Genomic DNA, 18484 nt, shown 5'->3' with positions numbered 1-18484 from the left:
GCGGGTACCTAGGCGCTGCGCGCCTAGGACTGAACGGGCTCGCTGCGCTCGCCCGAGGGAAACCGCCTCGCTTCGCTCGGCGGGGGCTGCTGCGCAGCCCAGGGCCGGCCTTCGGCCGGTGGCTCTCCGCTCCGCTCCGAGCCGGAATCCTCCGCTGCGCTGCGGACTCGTTCTGGGCGGAGCCCAACGGGACCGCAGCGGAACCCAGAACGAGTCCGCTTCGCGGGCCAGATACTTCCTCGCTCCGCTCGGGAAGTGACTCCGTTTCACGGGATCCGGCCCTAAGGTCCGTTGGGTGGGTCCGCTTCGCTCCCCCGCCTCGCCCTTCCGACTCCGCCTTCGCCTCCAGTCAGATGCCCGCGTAGCGGGCATCTGACTGCCAAGAGGCGGGTCGCGGGCTACGGCCTGTACTCGTTCCCGTGCGTCGCCGAATTGTGCATGGCGTTCGAACTGTAGGAAACCCGGTCACTGCTCGCCCGTTCCCTGCGAGCCTGCTCAATCAGCAGACCCTCTGCGGTCTCCGTACGCCGATTCCCCCGCCGTAGCAGAGTCCATATCATCCACAACGCCGCCAACCCCATCACACCGAAAAACACGCCCAGCTCGACCACATCGCCCCCCGATACTCGATTCGAAACACGACCCTACCCAGACGATCACCAGGAAGGCAGGAATTCACCCAGCCGGCAGCGGCGGTCAGAGCATCAGAGCGCTGACGGCTCTACCGGCTGCCAGTCCTCTACCGGCTTCGTACGGAACAAGCCCCGGTATACGAGACGGGTCAGTACCACCGCACCCTCCCCGTACTCGTGCAGCTCCTCGAAAGCCTCAGCCGCCGACTCGTACACAAACTTCTTCCCCTTCGCGTTCTGGATGACCCACTCACGATCAGCCGCAACGCCAATCCCGCCAGTCTGCACAACTCCCCCAACCACAACACACCAGCCCGAAAATGCGATCGTAACCCTGCCTCCATGGCAGCCTCCTGGCGCTGGCAAGCCTTCGGAGATCAGGAGGGCGAGGGGTCGGTCATCTGAACATCACCCATCAGGCGTGCCTCATTTTGGATTGGGGATAGTTACAGGGCTAGGTGCTCCCATCCGCTGCCCGGGGTAACAGCCCGGTTTCTGACCGATCACCACACAGATCAATGCGGGACTCATCTGATCAGGGCATGACCGACGCACTGCGTGACGCGCAGCCACATCGAACCCTGTGCCCGTCAGCTTCAGCACTGTTCTCCGATGGCGGGATTCTGACACCGGACAACAACAGCCACCCACAACCCCGGACGCCAACCACACCCCATAGACACCGCACCAAAATGTCACCACCAACCCGTCCCTAACCAGCACGAACGACGACCCACCGCGATGACGACTACTGCAGCACCGGTGTGGCATTCAGGCCCCCACGCGGTATACCGAGCGGGAAGGCGGCGGCGTGCCGGGGCGCGGCCCCACGTCGGGCGTATGGGGGAACGGCGCAACGGCCCCGGGGCTGGCTGCGTGCCGGTGGGGTTTCTGAGTGATGAGCGGGCCGAGGCGTACGGGGGTGTTCGCTGAGGAGTCGACAAGGCCCGAGGGGTCTCTTCCTGGGCTGGTGTGCGTGCGTTCCTGTCTGTTTTGTCGACTTTGCCGACTCCTCGCTTTGCTGCCACGCAGTTTGCTGAGGTGTTCCCCCGTCGCCGCGCACCCCCGGTCTGCCCCAGGGTGAGAGGTGTTCCGGACGGGCCCGACGGCTCGCCTCCGGATCCCGTCGACGAGGAGGAGCCAGCCATGCCGGACACCCTGAAGGCCGCCGTCTGCGAGCCCACCCTGACCCCCCGCGAGCGCCAGGTCCTGGCTCTGCTCGCGGGCGGCGAGACGTACTGCTGCATCGGCCGGAGGCTGGGCATCAGCCCGCACACCGTCGACACGCACCTGCGCCGGCTGCGCGACAAGACCGGCACGGCCAACCGCACCCAGCTCGTGGTTTTCGCCCTCCAGCGCGGTTACGTCTCCTGAGCCCCACCAGGCCCTTCCCTTTGCCCGACTCTGCTGGCGTTTGCGGAATCTGAGCACCCTTCACTTTGCGGTCACGCACGTTGGTGAAGGGCCCGCTCCCGTACGTACGCCACCGGGCTGCGCCAGTGTTGGCCACGCACCGCATCCGCACCACACACCGCACCGGGCCCGCTCAGCGGGCGGGCCCCGCCATGTCCCTGGGGAAACCATGCCGAAGCGCCTCGCCCTGCTCCTCACCGCCGTCGCCACCGCCGCCCTGCTGGCCTTCCAGCCCGCTTCCCCCGCGTACGCCGACGACATCGAATGCGGCCACATCGTGCTCCAGTCGACCGGCACGCCCCTCTCCGGGACGGACTTCCAGGCAGGCGGCGACGGCCGGATGGAGCCGTGCGACACCTCCTGGGGCGGCTGATCCCCGCTTCGAAGGCTAGACCGGCGCCAGATCGGTGAGCACGTACCGTCCCCCGGGCGTCAGCTCCACCGACCAGGACCAACGGGCCGGGATGTACAGCACCTCCCCCGAGCGCAACCGGCACTGGAAGCCGTCCGCGCCCACGCCGCCCCGGTCACCGGACAGGCGCCACGTCCCCGCCCCCTCGACCTGATGGACCACCCGGTGCGCGGCGGGATTCACCGTCCCGCCGCTCCGGGCCACCAGGCCCGCACCCGGGCCGAGTTCGAGTGCCAGCCCGTCGAGCACCTGCGCCCACTCCGGGGCGCCCAGGACCGGATGCTCGTACTCGGGCCACAGCACACCCGGCGCCCGGTCCAGATGGACCGACAAGAACAGCACCAGCTCCGTGAGATGGACCGCGCTCTGCGCCGCCGCCCAGGGCGCCATGGTCCCGCCGCCGTCCATGCCCCGCCCCGCTCCTCGTTCGAAACGCCGCCCGTCAGACGTCCTGCCGGGGCCGTACGACCAGCATCGGGCACCTGGCGCCCCCCGACCAGCCGCGAAAGTCCGCTCCCGAGAACACGCGACGCGACGGCCCTGCGAGCAGCCGGCATCGCTCCTCAGCCCGCGTTCGCTCCGGACGGCGGCTGCCCCTCGAGACCGCCGCCTGCCGCCAGCAGCCCCTGAGCGGCCGCGTGGGCACCCGCCTGGAAGCGGCTGGCGGCGCCCAGCTCCTCCATGATGTCGGCGATGTGACGGCGTGCCGTACGCAGCGACATCCCGAGCCGCCGGGCGATGGCCTCGTCCTTGAGCCCGGCCGCGAGCAGCCGCACGATCGTCTCGTGGATCTCCCGGGAGACCTCTTCGAGCCCCTGGCCGGCGGCGTCGGCAAACGGGGTGGCCCGGTCCCAGGCCTGCTCGAAGATCTCACAGAGGTAGGCGACCGTGGACGGCTCCCGTATGACGACGGCACCCCAGCTGTCGTCCCTGACCGGGATGAAAGCCACCTCGCGGTCGAACACGATGAGCCGGCCGAACAACTCGTGCGCGGTGCGGTACTGGCCGCCCAGCGCCGACGCGGCGGCCACGTACGCCTGGCTGGGCCCGTTGAAGCGGGCCGTGTGGTGGTAGAGCGTACGCAGCCGGATCCCGCGGGCCAGCATCGCCCGGTCCCGCACCAGCGCCTCCTGCATCGCCTCCGGGACCCGCGACCCGCCCCCGGGCTGGCTGGTCAGGACCTCTCTGCGGCAGCGGTCCGAGGCCTGGTTGAGGGTGTTGCGGACGTCCTGCACGTTTTCCAGGAGCTCCAACCCCTCACCGCGCGCGCGCCGCTGGTGGTAGCGGGCGACGAACGGGCCGAGGTCCTCGCGCATCCCGGCGAGCCCGGCCTGCTGCTCCCGTATCCGCGCCTCCACGGGCGCGGCGAGCTGCGCCAGCGCCGTCTCGGGCGCCACCGCGAACACCGCCTGCGACCCGCCGGGACCGGTCTGCGCGTGCAGCAGCCGGGCCCGCCGCAGCCGCTCCAGGCTCGCCCCGGCCTCCCCGGCGGTGATCCCGACACCCTCGGCAACGGCCTCCGCCTCGCCCGTCCGCTTCTCCAGCACCCAGCCGTACACGGCCAGGTCGCTCTCCCCCAGCCCCCGCGCCGCGTCGAACGGTCCCGATTCCCCCTGCACTGCCACCCCTTGCCCCTTCGCCGCCGGCCCGACAGGTCGTGCCGGCGGCCGGCGCATTGGATGCCCGGGCCAAGGATAGGCGGAAGCGATCACCGGACGGCAGACGGACAGCCCCCGAGCACGAGGCGTCGGGGGCTGTCCGTATCCGTCTGCAGGGTGCGAGGAGGCGTCACACACCACGCATGGCGTCACGGGCGAGAGCGACCAGCGTCCCGGGAGTCAGGGCGTCCACCGCGCGGCGCTGGTGCTCGATCAGCGTCGCTGCGGCCTCGGTCAGCTCCCGGTCGTCCAGCGGTCGCCCTGGAATGTGCGCCCCGTCGGCGAGGACCGCCTGCAACAGGGCGTACAGGTTCGCGGTGCCCGCCTCGCGCACGGTCAGCGACAGGTGCGCGGACGGCGCGTCCCCCACCGCATCGGCGCGGTGTGCGAACCCCCGCGGTACGTACAGCACTTCGCCCGGCCGCAGCACGGTCTCCAGGAGCACTTCACCCGGGTCGCCGTCCTCCCGGGCCGGCTCCCAGTTGCCGTCGCGCGGTCCGCCGTAAACCTGCCAGCGCTTCTCGCCGCTGATCTGGATCGCGAGGACGTCGGCGTCGTCGCGGTGCAGGGGGCGGCCCTGGGTGCCGGCCGGGGTGCGGAAGACGAACGCCTCCACCTGCCGGCCGAGTTGCTCGCCCAGCCCCGCGGTCAGCGCCCGCACGCCCTGGTGCCACTGGTCGACGTACCGCAGGAGCACGGTGGCCCGTTCCTCCTCGACCAGGCGCCGTACGAGGTCGCCGTCCGCGTAGTCCTCGACGAGCTCACCGAGCACCACCCGCGGGGTGCAGAACCGCTCGACGGGCACGTGGCTGTCCGCATGGACCAGCCCGATGTAGGGAACCTTGAGGAGTCCCGCATCCAGAAGAGCATCCGTCTCGGCGGTGGCGATCACGTCCACCGGGGGGCACTCGGGACGCAGCACAGCCGGTGCGCGGCGCCAGTACGCGGCGAAGAACTCCTGCTCGTCGCCCACGCATCGGGTCAGCCAGTCCATCGTCGGTCTCACTCTCGCTCAGGCCGTGGGGCGGCTGCTGTAGGCGTGCAGGCGGGCGCTGTGCACGAGGGAAGGGGCGTCGGCGGCGTCGAGCCGGTCGGTCACATGGGCCAGCAGGGCGGCCGCCGTCGCCGTCAGGTCCTCGTCGCCCAGGGGACGGGCCGGCAGGGCGAGGCCCTCGGCGAGGAAGGACCGCAGCTGGGCCCGCAGGTGGTCGGCCCCGGCCTCGCGCAGCACGATCGTCAGGTGCAGCGAGGGACCGTCCGCCGTGGCCTGGGCGGTATGGGCGTAGCCGTTGGGCACGTACAGCACCTCGCCGGGCCGTACGACGGTGTCCAGCAACACCTCACCCGGGTCGTCCTCCCGCACGGGCTGCCAGTGCCCGTCCGTCGGCCCCCCGTAGACCTTCCAGTGCTTGGCACCACTCAGCTGGAGCACCAGGATGTCGCCGTCGTCGCGGTGCACCGCACCGAAACGCCCGGGTTGCGAATAGAAGAGGAATGCCTCGACGAGCCGGTCGAGCTCCCGTGCCAGTCCCGCGGTGAGTTCCCGCACCGGCGGATACCAGTGGTTGACGTAGCGCAGCTGCAAGGTGGCCTGCTCATCCCGGATCAGGGCACGCACCCGCTCCGCGTCGAGCCACCCTTCCAGGTACCGGCCGGCCACCACCCGAGGCGGACAGTAGGCCGCCTCGGGCACCGCGCCCGCCATGGTGAACAGCCCGGCGTACGGCACCCTCAAGGTGCCCGAATCCAGCAGATCGTCAAGATCCGCGAGTCCGAGAACCTCCGTCGGCGGATCGGCCGGCCGCAGCAGAGCGGGCCCTCGGCGCCACTGCGTGCGCAGGAAGCGGTCCGCGTCGGTCACACAGCGTTCGAGCCAGTCCACGGCTCACTCTCCTTGCTCTGGCCCGGCTGCGGGGCCCGCCGCCCCTGTGTGGTGGGCGGGCCCCAGCAGCAGACGGTCGGTCGGCGGGATCAGATGACGTCGGGGTAGCACTCCGCGCACCCGGCCACGACGGCGCTGCCGGACGGCGCGGCATCGGCGGCGAACGCGGCCGGAGCGAAGAGCGCCCCACTGACGACCGCGGCCGCCGCCACACCCAGCGCGGCCTTGCGGGAGAGGCTCAGAGCGGTCTTGGCGGGAGCGTCGGTGTTCTGCGAGAAGTCCATGTCATCTCCAGTGAGTTCATGTCCCGGGGCGTTTCCCCTTGACTGATCTCAATCCTGTCCGCCCCGCACCCTCACCGACAGTGACATTTTCCCGCTCCCGCACCCCCGTGACCCGCACCCTCGTGACCCGCACCTTCGTGACCGGCACCCCACCCCGAACACCCCACCCGCCAACAGCCAGCAGACCCGGCCGCAGCAGCCCGTCCACAGTCCGGCGGACAGGGGGCGGTGCAGGGTCTGTAAGCAAGACGTTGTCGGGGCCCCGGTCAGGTCTGGGGGAAGTTGGTCCGGTTCTTGGTCAGCCAGGTGGAGAAGTTCTGGAGGGCCGGGTTGAGGGTGCGGATGGCTTCGAGGTCGCGGGCGGCGGTGAAGCGGGGGGCGCAGTCGGCGTAGAACCGGAACATGTTGCCGGCCTCGTCGGCGCCGGGGAAGCCGAGGGCGCGGAACGCGTCCGGGGCCAGCGGGCGGTAGCGCACGGGTTGTCCGAGTGCCTCGGAGAGGGCCCTTGCCATGTCGGCGACGGGCAGGTGTTCGCCGGCGATGCTGATGGTGGCGGGAATGAAGTCGGTGCCGCGTTTGAGGATGGCGAGGGCGGTCTTGCCGATGTCTTCGACGGCGATCCCGGAGAGCTTGCTGTCGCCCATGGGGAAGTTCAGCTCCAGGGTGCCGTCCTCGGCCCGCTGGGGCGCGAACGAGCCGAACAGGTTCTCCCAGTAGAAGGTGGTGCGCAGGAAGGTGGTCGGTACGCCGGCATCGGTGAAGTACTGGTCGGCTTCGGCCTTGCCGTCGAAGTGCGGGACCTTGTAGGAGCCCTGGAGCGTGGGCATCCGGTCGTCGTCGAGCGGGATGCAGTCGCGGGTGTCTTCGAGGGTGGACCAGATGGCGTGCTGCACACCCGTGTGCCCGGCCGCCCGGGCCAGGGCCGCCGCCTGGGCCTTCTCGTGCGCCGCGTCCATGTCTTCCCAGAAGTTGGTCACCAGGTACGCCCCGTAGGCGCCCTCCAGGGCCGCGACCAGGCTCTCCTCGTCGTCCAGGTCGGCCCGGACCACCTCGGCGCCGAGTCGTCGCAGTTCCCGGGCCGGGTCCGAGTCCGGGTGGCGGGTCACCGCGCGGACCGCGAAGCCGCTGCCCGGGTCCGCGAGGATCGCCCGTACGAGGGAGCCTCCCTGGTGTCCCGTCGCGCCGAAGACGGTGACGGTTCGCTGCTCGGTCATCGCCGGCACCCGCTTCCTTGTTCGCTGTACGGCCAGGCGTATCCGCTGCGAAACCTATGGCCGCGGGTCGAGGCCGGGCGGCGGTACACGCCGAGCCCGCCCCGGATGGGCGTACCGCTCGCGCGGGGTCAGTGCGGGAGGCGCAGGGCCAGGCCGTCCAGGATCACGTCCAGGCCGTAGGTGAATTTGGTGTCGCGGATTTCTGCGGGGTCGAGGGGCGTGACCGCGGTGGCGTAGGCCTCGGTGAGGTGGTCGTGGTCGGCTGCGGCTTGTTGGGCGGCGGGCATGAGGCGGGCGATGAAGGCGGCTTCGGTTTCGCCGGAGCGGGCGACCGTGGTGAGCCAGGCCGCCTCGGTGGTGCTCATGCCGATGACGTAGGTGACGACCGTGTCGATCGCGCGGGTGGGTTCGGGGAAGCCGGCGGCCGTGAACAGGGCGGCCAGCTGTTCGGAGAAGGACATGAGGTTGGGGCCGAGGTAGGCGAGGCCCGCCTGGCCCAGGACCGAGGAGAGCCAGGGGTGGTTCAGGGCGGTCGTGCGGAAGGACGCGGCGGCCTCGGTGACGGCGGCGCGCCAGTCCTTGCGGGCGAGGTCCGGGGAGGGGACGAGGATTTCGGCGCACACCTCGTCCACTGCGAGCTCCATCAGCTCTTCCTTGGTCGCGACGTGCCGGTAGAGGGAGGTCGCGCCGGCGTTCAGGCGGGCGCCGAGCTTGCGCATGCTGAGTGCCTCGATGCCGTCGGCGTCGAGCATGGCCACCGCCTCGCGGACGATCGCGGTCCGGGTGAGGGCGGGCTGTTGGGTCTCTCGCTGCCTGCGGGTCCACACCGAGGGGATCGGGTTCGTGTTCTCGGGCGGGGTGGGCTTGGTGGGCATACCGCTCCTCCTTTTGCGTACAGCGTTCGCATTTAGCGTACACAGAGCGGGGGTTGCGCACAGTGTTCCGTGATGCGTACAGTGTGCGCATCGAAGGAACAGTGTGCTCAGGTCGGAAGGAAGCTCCCATGGAAGCCCGCAACCCACGTCGCTGGTGGATCCTGATCGTGCTCTGCCTCAGCACGCTGGTCCTGGTCGTCGACAGCATGGCCCTGACCGTCGCGGTGCCGTCGATGACGGAGGACATCGGGGCGAGCGCCCAGGACACCCAGTGGATCCTCGACTCCTACATCCTGGTGTTCGCCGGGCTCCTGCTCACCTCGGGCAGCCTCGGTGACCGGTTCGGTCGGCGGAAGATAATGATCATCGGGCTGTTGCTCTTCGGGGCGGCGTCGCTGGCCGCGACCTTCTGCACCAGCCCCGGCGAAGTGATCGCCGTACGCACCGCGATGGGCGTCGGCGGTGCGCTGATCATGCCCTCGACCCTGTCGATCCTCATCACGGTCTTCGACGAGGACGAGCGCGGCAAGGCGATGGCGGCCTGGGGCTCGGTGTCCATGCTCGGTCTGGTCGGCAGCCCGGTGCTGGGCGGTGTTCTGATCGACCACTTCTCCTGGCACTCGATCTTCTTCATCAACGTGCCCGTCGTCGCACTGGCCGTCCTGGCGGCGCTCACCCTCATGCCGGAGTCCAAGGGGCCCTGGCAGAAGCCCGACCCGCTGGGCGCGGTGCTGTCCGCGGCCGGTATGACCGCTCTGATCTGGTGGATCATCGAGCTCCCGCAGCACGGCGCCTTCGGTGGCCGCTCCGCCATCACCCTGGCCGTCGCGGTCGTCGCGCTCGTCGGGTTCGTCGTCTGGGAGAACGTCACGCCCTCGCCGATGGTGCCGCTGGTCCTGTTCAAGCACCGCAACTTCAGCGGCGGCTCGCTCTCGCTGACCCTCGTACAGATCGGCAACGGCGGCCTGCTGCTGGTGCTCACCCAGTACCTGCAGTTCGTCCTCGGCTACTCCCCCGTCAAGGCCGGCCTCGCGTTCGTGCCGCTCGCCGTCGCCGCCCTCATCGGCAACGGCGCCGGGGCCGGGCTCGTCTCGAAGATCGGCAACCGGCTCCTGGTACTGGCCGGGATGGTCGTCATGGCTTCTTCCTTCGCGCTGCTGGCCACCGTGTCGGCCGACACCGGGTTCACCGTTCCCGCCGTGGCCCTCGGCCTCCTCGGCCTCGGGGCCGGGCTTGCGATGCCCGCCGCGGTCGGGGCGCTCATGGGGACCATCCCGCAGGACAAGGCGGGCGTCGGCTCCGCTCTGAACGACACCATCCAGCAGGCCGGCACCGCGCTCGGCATCGCCATCCTCGGCTCGCTGCTGACCAGCGGGTTCACCCGGCAGATGCCGGCCGATGCCCCCGAGGCGGCGAAGCAGTCGATCGGCGGCGCGCTGGCCGTCGCCCAGGGCGACGGCGGCCTGGTCCACGCCGCCCGGGAGGCCTTCACCGCCTCGATGTCGACCACCTTCACCATCAGCGCGATCGGCGTCCTCGCCGCCGCCGTCCTCGCCGCGGTCGTCATGCGGGACGCCAGGCCCGAAGCCGCGGCGGCGGCCCCGGCCGAGGAGAGCGAGCTCGCCGCCTGACGCACCTCGGACGGCCGGTGCCCCCACGGGGGCACCGGCCGTTTCGCGCTGTCAGGCGGGGGCGCGTTCGTTCTGGCGGGTGCGGGCGTGCTGGTGGTGCAGCCCGTGGTGGTGGAGTTCGTGGTGGATGGCCTGGCGGATGGCGGCCAGGCGTTCGGGGGTGAGGGTGGTGGGGTCGATGGTGACCTGGTCGAGGGCGGAGACCGCGGCGCCGGCGCCCATGGCGGGGGTGTAGCGCTCCTCCAGGCGGCGGATCTTCCACCAGAGCACGCTGCCCAGCCAGGTGGCGAGGAAGATGCCGACGATGAAGAAACCGATCTTGTTGAGGTCGAGCGCGTTGAAGGTGCTCCAGGGCTTCTTGTCGGCGACGCCGAGCTTTTCCGTGAGGACGCCGGAGAGTTCGAGGGTGCCTACGACGAAGGCGACGAAGATCGACATTCCGGTGGTGGTGATGTTGTAGTAGATCTTCCGCACCGGATTGCCGAACGCCCAGGCGTAGGCCTTCGACATGAAGATGCCGTCGATGGTGTCCATCAGGGACATGCCGGCCGCGAAGATGAACGGCAGGGCGATGATCGCCAGCGGTGGAAGGGTGACTCCGGCGACGCCGGCGCCGGCCGCGGCGGAGGCCGAGATGCCGAGCAGGGCCACTTCGGTGGCGGTGTCGAAGCCGAGGCCGAAGAGGATGCCGACGGGGTACATCTGCCAGGAGTTGTTGATGAACTTGTTGTAGCGCCCCTTGAAGATGCGGTTCATGAACCCGCGCGAGGCGAGCAGCTCCTCGAGGTGCTGCTCCTCGTACCGGCCGCTCTTGACCTGGCGCCAGACCTTCCAGATGCCGGCCAGGATGACGAAGTTGAAGGCGGCCACGATGTAGAGGAAGGTGCCGGAGACCAGGGTGCCGATGAGGCCGCCGGTGCTGGCGAAGCTGTCCTCGAAGTTGACGGCGGCGTTGGCCGCGAAGGCCACGCCGACGCACATGGCCATGACCACCGTCGAGTGGCCCAGGGAGAAGGCCAGTCCGACACCGAGCGGCTTCTTGCCCTTCTGCAGGAGCAGGCGGGTGGTGTCGTCGATGGCGGAGATGTGGTCCGCGTCGAAGGCGTGGCGCAGGCCGAAGACGTAGGCGAGGCCCGCGGCGCCGGCGTAGAGGAGGGTGCCGTGGGAGTCGGAGATGGTGTGGTATTTCTGGATGCCGTTGTAGTGGATGAACAGGCCGAAGCCGATGATGTGCAGGGCCGCCACGACCCCTAACAGGACGCCCACCCGGGCGAGTTCCTTGCGGTCGAACGACTCTCTGAGCCGCTTTGCTCTGGTTGGCGTCATGACAGCACACACTTCCCAGGATCACGGCCGCGGCGCTCGCCGGGCGGCCGACTCCTCGCCGACCGGCCTGATTGCCGTGCAGGCGCTCTTGCGTAGTCCTTGCGTGAAGGCAATCGGCAGCATCCGTGACGATCCGTGACACTGTCAAGAAGTATCGGTCAAGCGCCGATAGAGCGGCGGTGGGCATCGTGTGGGCTACGGCGCGAGCCGTTCTCCCGCTTCAACGCGCTGAGGGACGAAGGCAGATCATGACGCTTTCCGCTGAGTACTGGGACCGCCGCTACACCCACGGCGACCTCGGCTGGACGCACCGGCCGCACCCCCTGGTCATCGAGGAGCTCGAACCCCTGGAACCCGGGGCTCCCGGGGCCGGCGGGGGCGCGGCGCTCGATCTCGGGGCCGGGGCGGGGCGGCACGCCCTGTGGCTGGCGCGGCGGGGATGGGCGGTGACGGCGGTGGACTTCTCCGCCCCGGCGCTGGCCCGGACCCGGGAACTGGCCGGGCAGGAAGGGCTGGACGTACGGACGGTGCAGGCCGATCTGACGGATCATCAGTCTGCGTCGAGCGCCTACGGACTGATCCTGCTGGCCTACGTCCATCCGGAGTCCGGCGGACGTGCGGCGCTGCTGGCCGGTGCGGCGCGCTCGCTCGCGCCGGGCGGGCGGATCGTGGTGGTGGGCCACCACCCCGACAACGTGGGCCGGGGGGTGGGCGGGCCGTCCGATCCGGAGCAGGCCTACGCGCCCGAGGTCCTGGCGGGCGAGCTCGCGGGGCTGACGGTCGAGCGGGCGGAGCGGGTGGAGCACATGGTGGGGACCGAGGCGGGGGCGAGGCGGTCGTTCGCGACCGTCGTGCGGGCCCGCCGGCCCGCCGGGCCCTAGGGCTGTCTGCCGGGTGGGGGGCTCGGCGGCCGGTGGGTCGGCGGCGGCCGGTGGGTCGGTTGGCCCGGTGGGCCGGTGGGCCGGTGGGGGTCGGTTGACCCCTGTGGGCCGGTGGGTCAGGTGGAGTCGCTGGGGTCGGTGGGGGCTTTGGGTCGGCTGGAGGCGTCGAGTCAGCTGGGGCCGTTGGGCCAAGTAGGGCCGCCTGGCCTGCTGGGTCGGCTGGGGCTGCCGAGTCCGCTGGGGCGGCTGGGGCGGCCGGTTGGCTTGGCGGCGGGCTACCCGGGTGGCTGGTGGACGGCCAGGCGGACGAGGAGACCCCTCAGGAGATCTCGTTCCTCGCTCGAGAGCGGGTCGAGGAACTCCTCATGGACCTTGGTCATCACCTCGCCCGCCTCCTGGAGCGAGTCGGCGCCCCGTTCGGTCAGGTACAGGGCGAAAGTGCGCCGGTCGGAGCCTCGTCGGCGCTCCAGCAGACCGGCCTGTTCGAGCTCGTCGACCAGGGCGACGATCGTGGTCCGGTCGATGCGCAGTTTGGCGCCCACGGTGCGCTGGTTGAGGCCGGGCTCGGCTTCCACCACATTGAGCACTCCGAACTGGCGCATGGTCAGGCCCAGCTGGGAAAGCGCCTGTTCAGCCTGCTCTGTGACCAGCTGGCTCGCCTTGCGCAGAAGGAAGCCGTGCCACCCGCGCAACCCCTCGAAGAGGGGTTGGTTCTCACTGTCCGGTTCCTTGCTCACGGTCAAGTTTCTGCTTCCCTTTCGCCACGAACGTCAAGGATACGACCGGTCTTTCGCGAAGTCTTGACGGCCTGACAGGCGCTCAGACATGCTTCATTTCTGACAGTCGCACTGATTGTCACATGCACAGATAATCAATCTTGCTCGGATCCAGTCAAGCCATCAAACAGGGGGCGTGATGGTCCGCGTCATCGAATATTCAGATCCGGTCGAGCACTGCCCCGGATATCTCGTCTACGACGGCACCGACTGCCGACTGGCCGCCGGCGGCTGCCGGATGCAGGCCGGGCTCACCGTCGAAACCCTGCACACCCTCTCCAGCCGCATGACGCTCAAGCAGCGCGTGCTCGGCATCAACGTCGACGGCGCCAAGTGCGGCATCGCCTACGACCCGAACGGCCCGCAGCGGCTGCCGGTGCTCCGACGCTTCGTGGAGTTCCTCCAGGACGAGCTGCGCACCCGCTTCAGCATGGGGTGCGACATGGGGACCCGCTTCGACGAGCTGGAGGGCATCGCGGGCGCGCTGGGCATCGGCTCGGTGAAGGTCGCGATCCGAGCGGCCCAGCAGTTGCCGGACGAGGAGTTCCGGACCCGGATGGGCCTGCTGGACGCGCCGGTCGGCGCCCTGACGGTGGGCCAGCGGCGGGCGGGGCACGCGCTCGCCCACGCCGCGCTGGCCGCGTCGGCGGGCCTGCGCCCCGACCAGCTGAGCGTCACCCTCCAGGGCTTCGGCAATCTGGGGCGCGCCTGCGCCCTGGCGCTGCTGGAGGAGGGGGTGCGGATCACCGCCGTGGCGGACGAGCACGGCTGCCTGGTGGACCCGCGCGGACTGGACATCGGGCACATGCTCAGCATCGACCAGCGCCGGCCCGTACCGACCCTGCTCGGCTCCCCGCTGCGGCTGCCGGGAGACGCGCTGTTCGACATGCCGGCCGACGTCCTGGTCCTGGCCGGCGGCCAGGACGCGCTGACTCCCGAGCAGGCCGCGCTGCTGCCGGTGCCGGTGGTCGTGGTCGGAGCCAACTGCGGTCTCGGCGACACCGCCGAGCAGCTCCTGACGGACCGCGGAGTCGTGGTGGTCCCGGACTTCATCGGCGGCATCGGCGGCTCCGCCTCCATGGAGGCACTGTTCGGTCCGCAGCGGACGCCCGCGCCGCAGGAGGTGCTGGAGACGCTCGCGTCGATGATGCACGAGCTCGTCGGGGACGTCCTCACCGGGGCGCGCGACCTCGGCGTCGCGCCGCGCCGCATCGCCCAGGACATCGCCTCGGCGGCGGTGGTCCGGCCACAGGAACGCCCGTATGGATTCAGCCCGTACCGCGAGGTCCGCCGCCCCCGGGGGAACCGGGCGGCGAGGCCGGGCAGCACGGCACAGCGCACCGAGAGGGGAAGCCGATGAGCGCGTCCGGAGCGACCGCACCCGACAGGAGACCCGACCCGACCGCCGACCCGGAGCTGGACCCGGGAACGCGGGACTGCGCGCACGCGCGCAGCCACATCACCGACTCGGCCTTCTACGGCCACCGGTACAGCACCGAGGCCAGCCACCGGATCTTCTGCGACCGATGTCGCTACCAGCGCTGGCTGGACGTCGAGGCCGCGCTGGCCCTGAGCCAGGCGGAGCTGGGCATCATCCCCGCCGAGGCTGCCGCCGTGATCGCGCGGACGGCCCGGGTGGAGCAGTTGGACCTCGCCGCGGTGCGCGCGGGGATCCGTAGCAGCAGCCACTCGCTGGTCGGGTTCCTGCGGGTCTTCCAGGCCGCCTGCGAGGGGGACGCCGGGGAGTACGTGCACTACGGCGCGACCACGCAGGACATCCAGGACACCGCGCAGGCGCTGGAGATGCGCGATGTCCTGGACGAGATGGACGCGCGGCTGCGCGGCATCGTCGGGGCGCTGTCCGCGCTGGCGCGGGAGCACGCGGGCACGGTGGCGCTGGGGCGCACCCACGCGCAGCCGGCGCTTCCGATGGGCTTCGGGGTGAAGATCGGCAGCTGGATCGACGAGCTGGTGCGGCACCTGGAGCGGATCGAGGGGCTGCGCGGCCGGGTGCTGGCGGCCCAGCTCTTCGGCGGGGTGGGCACCATGGCCGGCTTCGGGGAGCAGGCGCTGCCGTTGCTGGCGGCGTTCGCCCGGCGGCTCGGGCTCGCGGAGCCGGACGTCGGGTGGCACGTCTCGCGCGACCGGGTGGTGGAGTACGTGTCCACGGTCGCGATGGTGGCGGGCACGATGGGCCGGATCGGGGACGAGGTGCGGATCCTGTCCCGGCCGGAGTTCGGTGAGCTGGAACTCGGCTGGCGGCACGGCCAGGTGGGCTCCAGCACCATGCCGCACAAGCGCAACCCGGAGGGGTGCGAGCAGGCCGTGGTGATGGCCCGGCTGGCGGCCGCGCAGGTGGCGAACGCGTTCGCCTGCATGGGCGGCGACCACGAGCGGGACTCGCGGACGCTGCGGATCGAGTGGGCGTGCGTGCCGGACGTGTCGCACTACGCGTTGTCGGCGTGCGAGATCGTGGCGCACGTGGTGGACGGTCTGGCGGTGCGGCCGGAGCGGCTGCGGGACAACGTCCGCGAGGTCGCGGAGCAGATAGCCACCGAGAAGCTGATGCTCGCGATCGGCAAGTACATCGGCAAGCAGACCGCGCACGAGTACGTGTACGAACTCGCGCAGGCGGCGCGGCAGAACGGGGACTCGCTGCGCGCGATGGCGGGCAAGGACGCGCTCGGCGGTGCGCCGATCGGTGAGGGCGAGCTCGACTCCATCTTCGACCCGGCCGCGTATCTGGGGCAGTCGGTGGCACTGGCCGGGCGGGCGGTGGACCGGGCCCGGGCGTGGCTCCCTCCGGGGGGTGGGGGGAGCGGTGCGGGTGTCGCGGGTGCGGGTGCGGGTGCGGGTGCGGGTGCGGGCGCAGGTGCCGCGGGTGCAGGTGCCGCCGCAGGCACAGGTGCCGGCGCGAGTGCGGGTGTCGGCGCGGGTGCTGTCGTCGGGACGGGCGCTGGCGAAGAGTCAGGCGTCGGAGCGGGAGTCGGCTCGGGTGTGGGTGGGCGGGGAGTGCGGTGAGGGGCGGGGTGTCTACGGCGGAGCTGTCCGAGGCGGCCGAGATCGTCTTCATGCGGCCGCTGTACGCGAGTCTCGTCGCGCACGCCGTGCGCAAGCTGACCGGGCATTACCTGGAGGGCGAGACCGAGGAGCGCAAGGCCTTCGGGATGATCGCCGGGCGCCCGACGGAGACGGGGATCGAGGTCGGCGCGGTCTTCCCGCTGATCTCCAACCTGCGGCACGACCAGCGGCACCGGGGCGGGATGGACGACGTGGTCGATGCCTTCGCCATCCCCTCGGAAACCCCCAACGAGCAGCGCGGCTGGGTGGCGGACCCGCGGGAGCTGATGGAGATCGAGCGGGCCTGCGACGCCTCGGGCTGGGTGCTGTTCGGCAACTACCACACCCACCGGGTGCCCTGGCCGGACGACCCGCTGCGCGACAGCTGCACCGAGCTCGACCGGATGCTGGCCGGCGGGTCCGGCCAGTGGACGCTGATCCTTTCCGTCGTCGACCTGCACCGTCCCACGCTGCGCGCCTACTTCGAGGGCGACAACGGACGCCGGGCCCCGATACGCGTGGTGCCGGCGCTCGCGGGCCGCGGCACCGTCCGGGCCTGAATTCCCTCACCACCGGCCGTCACCAACCGAACGAGAGGTCATCATGGACCGTACCCAGGCGTACAACGACGTCATCCGATTCCACCAGCACGAGTGCCCCGGGGTGGCCTTCGGCGTGCGGGCCGCCGAGGCCGCGATGGCCGAGCTCGGCCTGAAGGAGGCCAGCGGCGATCTCGTCCTCGTGACGGAGACCGACGCCTGCGCCGTGGACGCGCTGCAGGTGCTGACCGGGTGTACGTACGGCAAGCGCAACCTGATCCACGAGGACGCCGGCCGCAACGTGTTCACCTTCTGGGAGCGCGGAGGCGCCTCGGGCGTGCAGATCCGTGCCAAGGCCGACAGCATCGTCTACCGGACCGAGGAGATCTGGGCGCTGGCCTCCCGCATCGAGGACGGCACGGCGACCGCCGAGGACGAGGCGAAGTTCGCCCAGGCGCAGGCCGAGCGGATCGCCGGGCTGCTGACGGTGCCGGACGGGGAGATCCTCGTCGTCGAGCGGGTGGAGAAGCAGGCGCCGAGCCCCAAGCACCTGGCACGCGTGGACCTCTGCGTGGACTGCGGCGAGCCGACCAGTGTGGAGACCCTGCACGACCACCGCGGCCGGATGGTGTGCCCGTCCTGCCATCTCGCCGCGCACGGCGGGGTGCTGCCGGAGGGGCACGGCGACCACGGCCACCACCCGCACAGCCACAAGCACGGCCACGAGCACGGCCACAAGCACTGACCGCCCGCTGCGAGGAAGGAGGGGCCGCCATGCCTGTGCTGGTGATCGGCGCCGCGGGTGCGGTGGGCCGGCTGACCACCGCCGCGCTGCGGGAGCGGGGCGCGGAGGTGGTCGCGCTGGCGGAGCCCGGCGACGCGGGTGACGCGGGGGCGCTGCGGGCGGCCGCCGAGGGCTGCGGGGCGGTGCTGCTGCTCACCCCGCACACGCCGGGCCAGGTCGCGGCGCAGAACGCGGCGGTGGACGCGGCCGCCGACGTCGGGGCGCGCCTGGTGAAGGTCTCGTCCTGGGGTCCGGCGGTGCGCCAGGACAGTCCGGTGCCCGGGGCGCGGCGGGACTGGATCACCCATCAGTACCTGCTGCGCCGCGAGGTGCCGTACACGGTTCTTCAGCCCGATCCGCTGATGCAGTCGCTGATCGGCGGCCAGGCGGCGGACGTGCGGGAGCACGGAGTGCTGGTCGACCCGGTGGGCGGCCGGGGCATCGGCATGGTCGATGCCCGGGACGTGGCCGAGGTGGCCGCCCGGGTGCTGACCGAGCCCGGCCACGAGGGCCGTACGTACCGTCTCGGCGGCTCGGCTCCGACCGCCTACCGGGACGTCGCCGGGCTGCTGTCGGGGCTGACGGCCCGGCGGGTGCGGTGCAGGGAGCTGCTGCCCGAGGAGGTGGCGCCCTGGCTGGCGCGGGGCCGTGGCGGGAGCGGGGAGGCCGAGGGCGGCGCCGCGCTGTTCGCCCTGCTGCGGGCGGGTGCGGGCGATCCGTCCGGCGATGACGTGGTGCGGATCGCGCACCGGGCGCCGCGCGGCGTCGAGGAGTTCCTGAAGGACCACCTGCACGACTTCCTGCCCGTCTGCGGAGAGGCTTCGCGATGAGTGTCATCGTCCGTGTTCCGACCATCCTGCGTACGTACACCGGCGGGGCCCGCGATGTGCGGGTCGCCGTGGAAGGTGCCGGCGCGCAGACGGTGGCGGGTGTGCTGAGCGCGCTGGAGTCCGGCCATCCGGGGATCCTTGCCCGGGTCGTCGACGAGGAGGGCAGGCTGCGCAGGTTCGTCAACCTGTACGTGGACGACGAGGACGTGCGGGGGTGCGGCGGGCTCGCGGCCCCGGTGCCGCCGGGGTCCGAGCTGGTGATCGTCCCCGCGGTCGCGGGCGGCTGA

At 71.2% G+C, this 18484-nt stretch carries 19 protein-coding genes; 10 read left to right on the top strand and 9 right to left on the bottom strand.

Translation table 11 applies throughout. The annotated features are described in order from the left end of the window. Positions 1–1778 precede the first annotated feature (1778 nt). Together ACFWB8_RS05105 and ACFWB8_RS05100 are read left to right on the top strand one after the other, a co-directional pair. Entirely contained in the window at positions 1779–2006 is a 228-nt protein-coding gene (locus ACFWB8_RS05105; RefSeq protein ID WP_377779087.1) for a response regulator transcription factor, read from the top strand. A gap of 208 nt (positions 2007–2214) precedes the next feature. Continuing rightward, a complete protein-coding gene (locus ACFWB8_RS05100; RefSeq protein ID WP_377779086.1) occupies positions 2215–2418 on the top strand; it encodes a hypothetical protein in 204 nt (67 codons plus the stop codon). Positions 2419–2433: 15 nt separating this feature from the next. On the opposite strand, the gene ACFWB8_RS05095 is transcribed toward ACFWB8_RS05100, so the two are convergent. The 7 genes from ACFWB8_RS05095 to ACFWB8_RS05065 form a co-directional block, all read right to left on the bottom strand. Next, positions 2434–2865, bottom strand: coding sequence for a hypothetical protein (locus tag ACFWB8_RS05095; RefSeq protein ID WP_377779085.1), 432 nt, complete (start codon positions 2863–2865; stop codon positions 2434–2436). A gap of 155 nt (positions 2866–3020) precedes the next feature. Next, positions 3021–4082 carry a LuxR C-terminal-related transcriptional regulator gene (locus ACFWB8_RS05090; RefSeq protein ID WP_385222628.1) on the bottom strand — a complete coding sequence of 354 codons (1062 nt, stop codon included), beginning with the start codon at positions 4080–4082 and terminating at the stop codon, positions 3021–3023. Positions 4083–4245: 163 nt separating this feature from the next. Then, complete coding sequence (locus ACFWB8_RS05085) at positions 4246–5109, bottom strand: JmjC domain-containing protein (RefSeq protein ID WP_377779083.1); 864 nt, start codon at positions 5107–5109, stop codon at positions 4246–4248. 18 nt (positions 5110–5127) lie between these two features. Continuing rightward, positions 5128–5997: a JmjC domain-containing protein gene (locus tag ACFWB8_RS05080; RefSeq protein WP_377779082.1), complete on the bottom strand. Its 870-nt coding sequence runs from the start codon at positions 5995–5997 to the stop codon at positions 5128–5130. A gap of 89 nt (positions 5998–6086) precedes the next feature. Next, positions 6087–6281 carry a hypothetical protein gene (locus ACFWB8_RS05075; RefSeq protein WP_377779081.1) on the bottom strand — a complete coding sequence of 65 codons (195 nt, stop codon included), beginning with the start codon at positions 6279–6281 and terminating at the stop codon, positions 6087–6089. A 266-nt stretch (positions 6282–6547) separates the two neighbouring features. Then, complete coding sequence (locus ACFWB8_RS05070; protein WP_377779080.1) at positions 6548–7495, bottom strand: NmrA/HSCARG family protein; 948 nt, start codon at positions 7493–7495, stop codon at positions 6548–6550. A 128-nt stretch (positions 7496–7623) separates the two neighbouring features. After that, entirely contained in the window at positions 7624–8370 is a 747-nt protein-coding gene (locus ACFWB8_RS05065) for a TetR/AcrR family transcriptional regulator (protein ID WP_377779079.1), read from the bottom strand. Between the two features lie 128 nt (positions 8371–8498). Here ACFWB8_RS05065 and ACFWB8_RS05060 point away from each other — a divergent pair, with 128 nt between their 5' ends. Further along, positions 8499–10001: an MFS transporter gene (locus ACFWB8_RS05060; protein ID WP_385222622.1), complete on the top strand. Its 1503-nt coding sequence runs from the start codon at positions 8499–8501 to the stop codon at positions 9999–10001. A 51-nt stretch (positions 10002–10052) separates the two neighbouring features. Here ACFWB8_RS05060 and ACFWB8_RS05055 read toward each other — a convergent pair whose 3' ends face one another. After that, positions 10053–11327 (bottom strand): HoxN/HupN/NixA family nickel/cobalt transporter, encoded by a 1275-nt coding sequence (locus tag ACFWB8_RS05055; protein WP_385222619.1) that lies wholly within the window; start codon positions 11325–11327, stop codon positions 10053–10055. A gap of 248 nt (positions 11328–11575) precedes the next feature. Here ACFWB8_RS05055 and ACFWB8_RS05050 point away from each other — a divergent pair, with 248 nt between their 5' ends. Then, positions 11576–12208, top strand: coding sequence for a class I SAM-dependent methyltransferase (locus ACFWB8_RS05050; protein ID WP_377779093.1), 633 nt, complete (start codon positions 11576–11578; stop codon positions 12206–12208). Between the two features lie 275 nt (positions 12209–12483). Here ACFWB8_RS05050 and ACFWB8_RS05045 read toward each other — a convergent pair whose 3' ends face one another. Further along, on the bottom strand, positions 12484–12945 hold the full coding sequence (locus ACFWB8_RS05045) for a MarR family winged helix-turn-helix transcriptional regulator (protein WP_377779092.1): 462 nt from the start codon (positions 12943–12945) through the stop codon (positions 12484–12486). A 178-nt stretch (positions 12946–13123) separates the two neighbouring features. Between ACFWB8_RS05045 and ACFWB8_RS05040 the strand changes: the two genes are divergently transcribed. From ACFWB8_RS05040 to ACFWB8_RS05015, 6 genes are read left to right on the top strand one after another with little or no spacing between them, the layout of a single operon-like run. Beyond that, positions 13124–14344 carry a Glu/Leu/Phe/Val dehydrogenase dimerization domain-containing protein gene (locus tag ACFWB8_RS05040; protein WP_377779091.1) on the top strand — a complete coding sequence of 407 codons (1221 nt, stop codon included), beginning with the start codon at positions 13124–13126 and terminating at the stop codon, positions 14342–14344. Next, positions 14341–16005 carry an adenylosuccinate lyase family protein gene (locus ACFWB8_RS05035; RefSeq protein ID WP_377779090.1) on the top strand — a complete coding sequence of 555 codons (1665 nt, stop codon included), beginning with the start codon at positions 14341–14343 and terminating at the stop codon, positions 16003–16005. Before ACFWB8_RS05040 ends, ACFWB8_RS05035 begins: the two co-directional genes overlap by 4 nt. An 8-nt stretch (positions 16006–16013) precedes the next feature. Continuing rightward, positions 16014–16604: a hypothetical protein gene (locus ACFWB8_RS05030; RefSeq protein WP_377779089.1), complete on the top strand. Its 591-nt coding sequence runs from the start codon at positions 16014–16016 to the stop codon at positions 16602–16604. A gap of 43 nt (positions 16605–16647) precedes the next feature. Then, positions 16648–17328, top strand: a complete 681-nt coding sequence (locus tag ACFWB8_RS05025; RefSeq protein WP_385222613.1) for an FmdE family protein — start codon at positions 16648–16650, stop codon at positions 17326–17328. Positions 17329–17357: 29 nt separating this feature from the next. Beyond that, positions 17358–18197, top strand: coding sequence for an SDR family oxidoreductase (locus tag ACFWB8_RS05020; RefSeq protein WP_385222610.1), 840 nt, complete (start codon positions 17358–17360; stop codon positions 18195–18197). Further along, positions 18194–18484: a MoaD/ThiS family protein gene (locus ACFWB8_RS05015; RefSeq protein ID WP_385222608.1), complete on the top strand. Its 291-nt coding sequence runs from the start codon at positions 18194–18196 to the stop codon at positions 18482–18484. Before ACFWB8_RS05020 ends, ACFWB8_RS05015 begins: the two co-directional genes overlap by 4 nt.

The sequence above is a fragment of the Streptomyces sp. NPDC060031 genome, from assembly GCF_042736805.1.
GTDB lineage: Bacteria > Actinomycetota > Actinomycetes > Streptomycetales > Streptomycetaceae > Streptomyces.
Note: the sequence above shows the minus strand (reverse complement) of the source record. Positions and strands in the feature narration are given on the sequence as shown.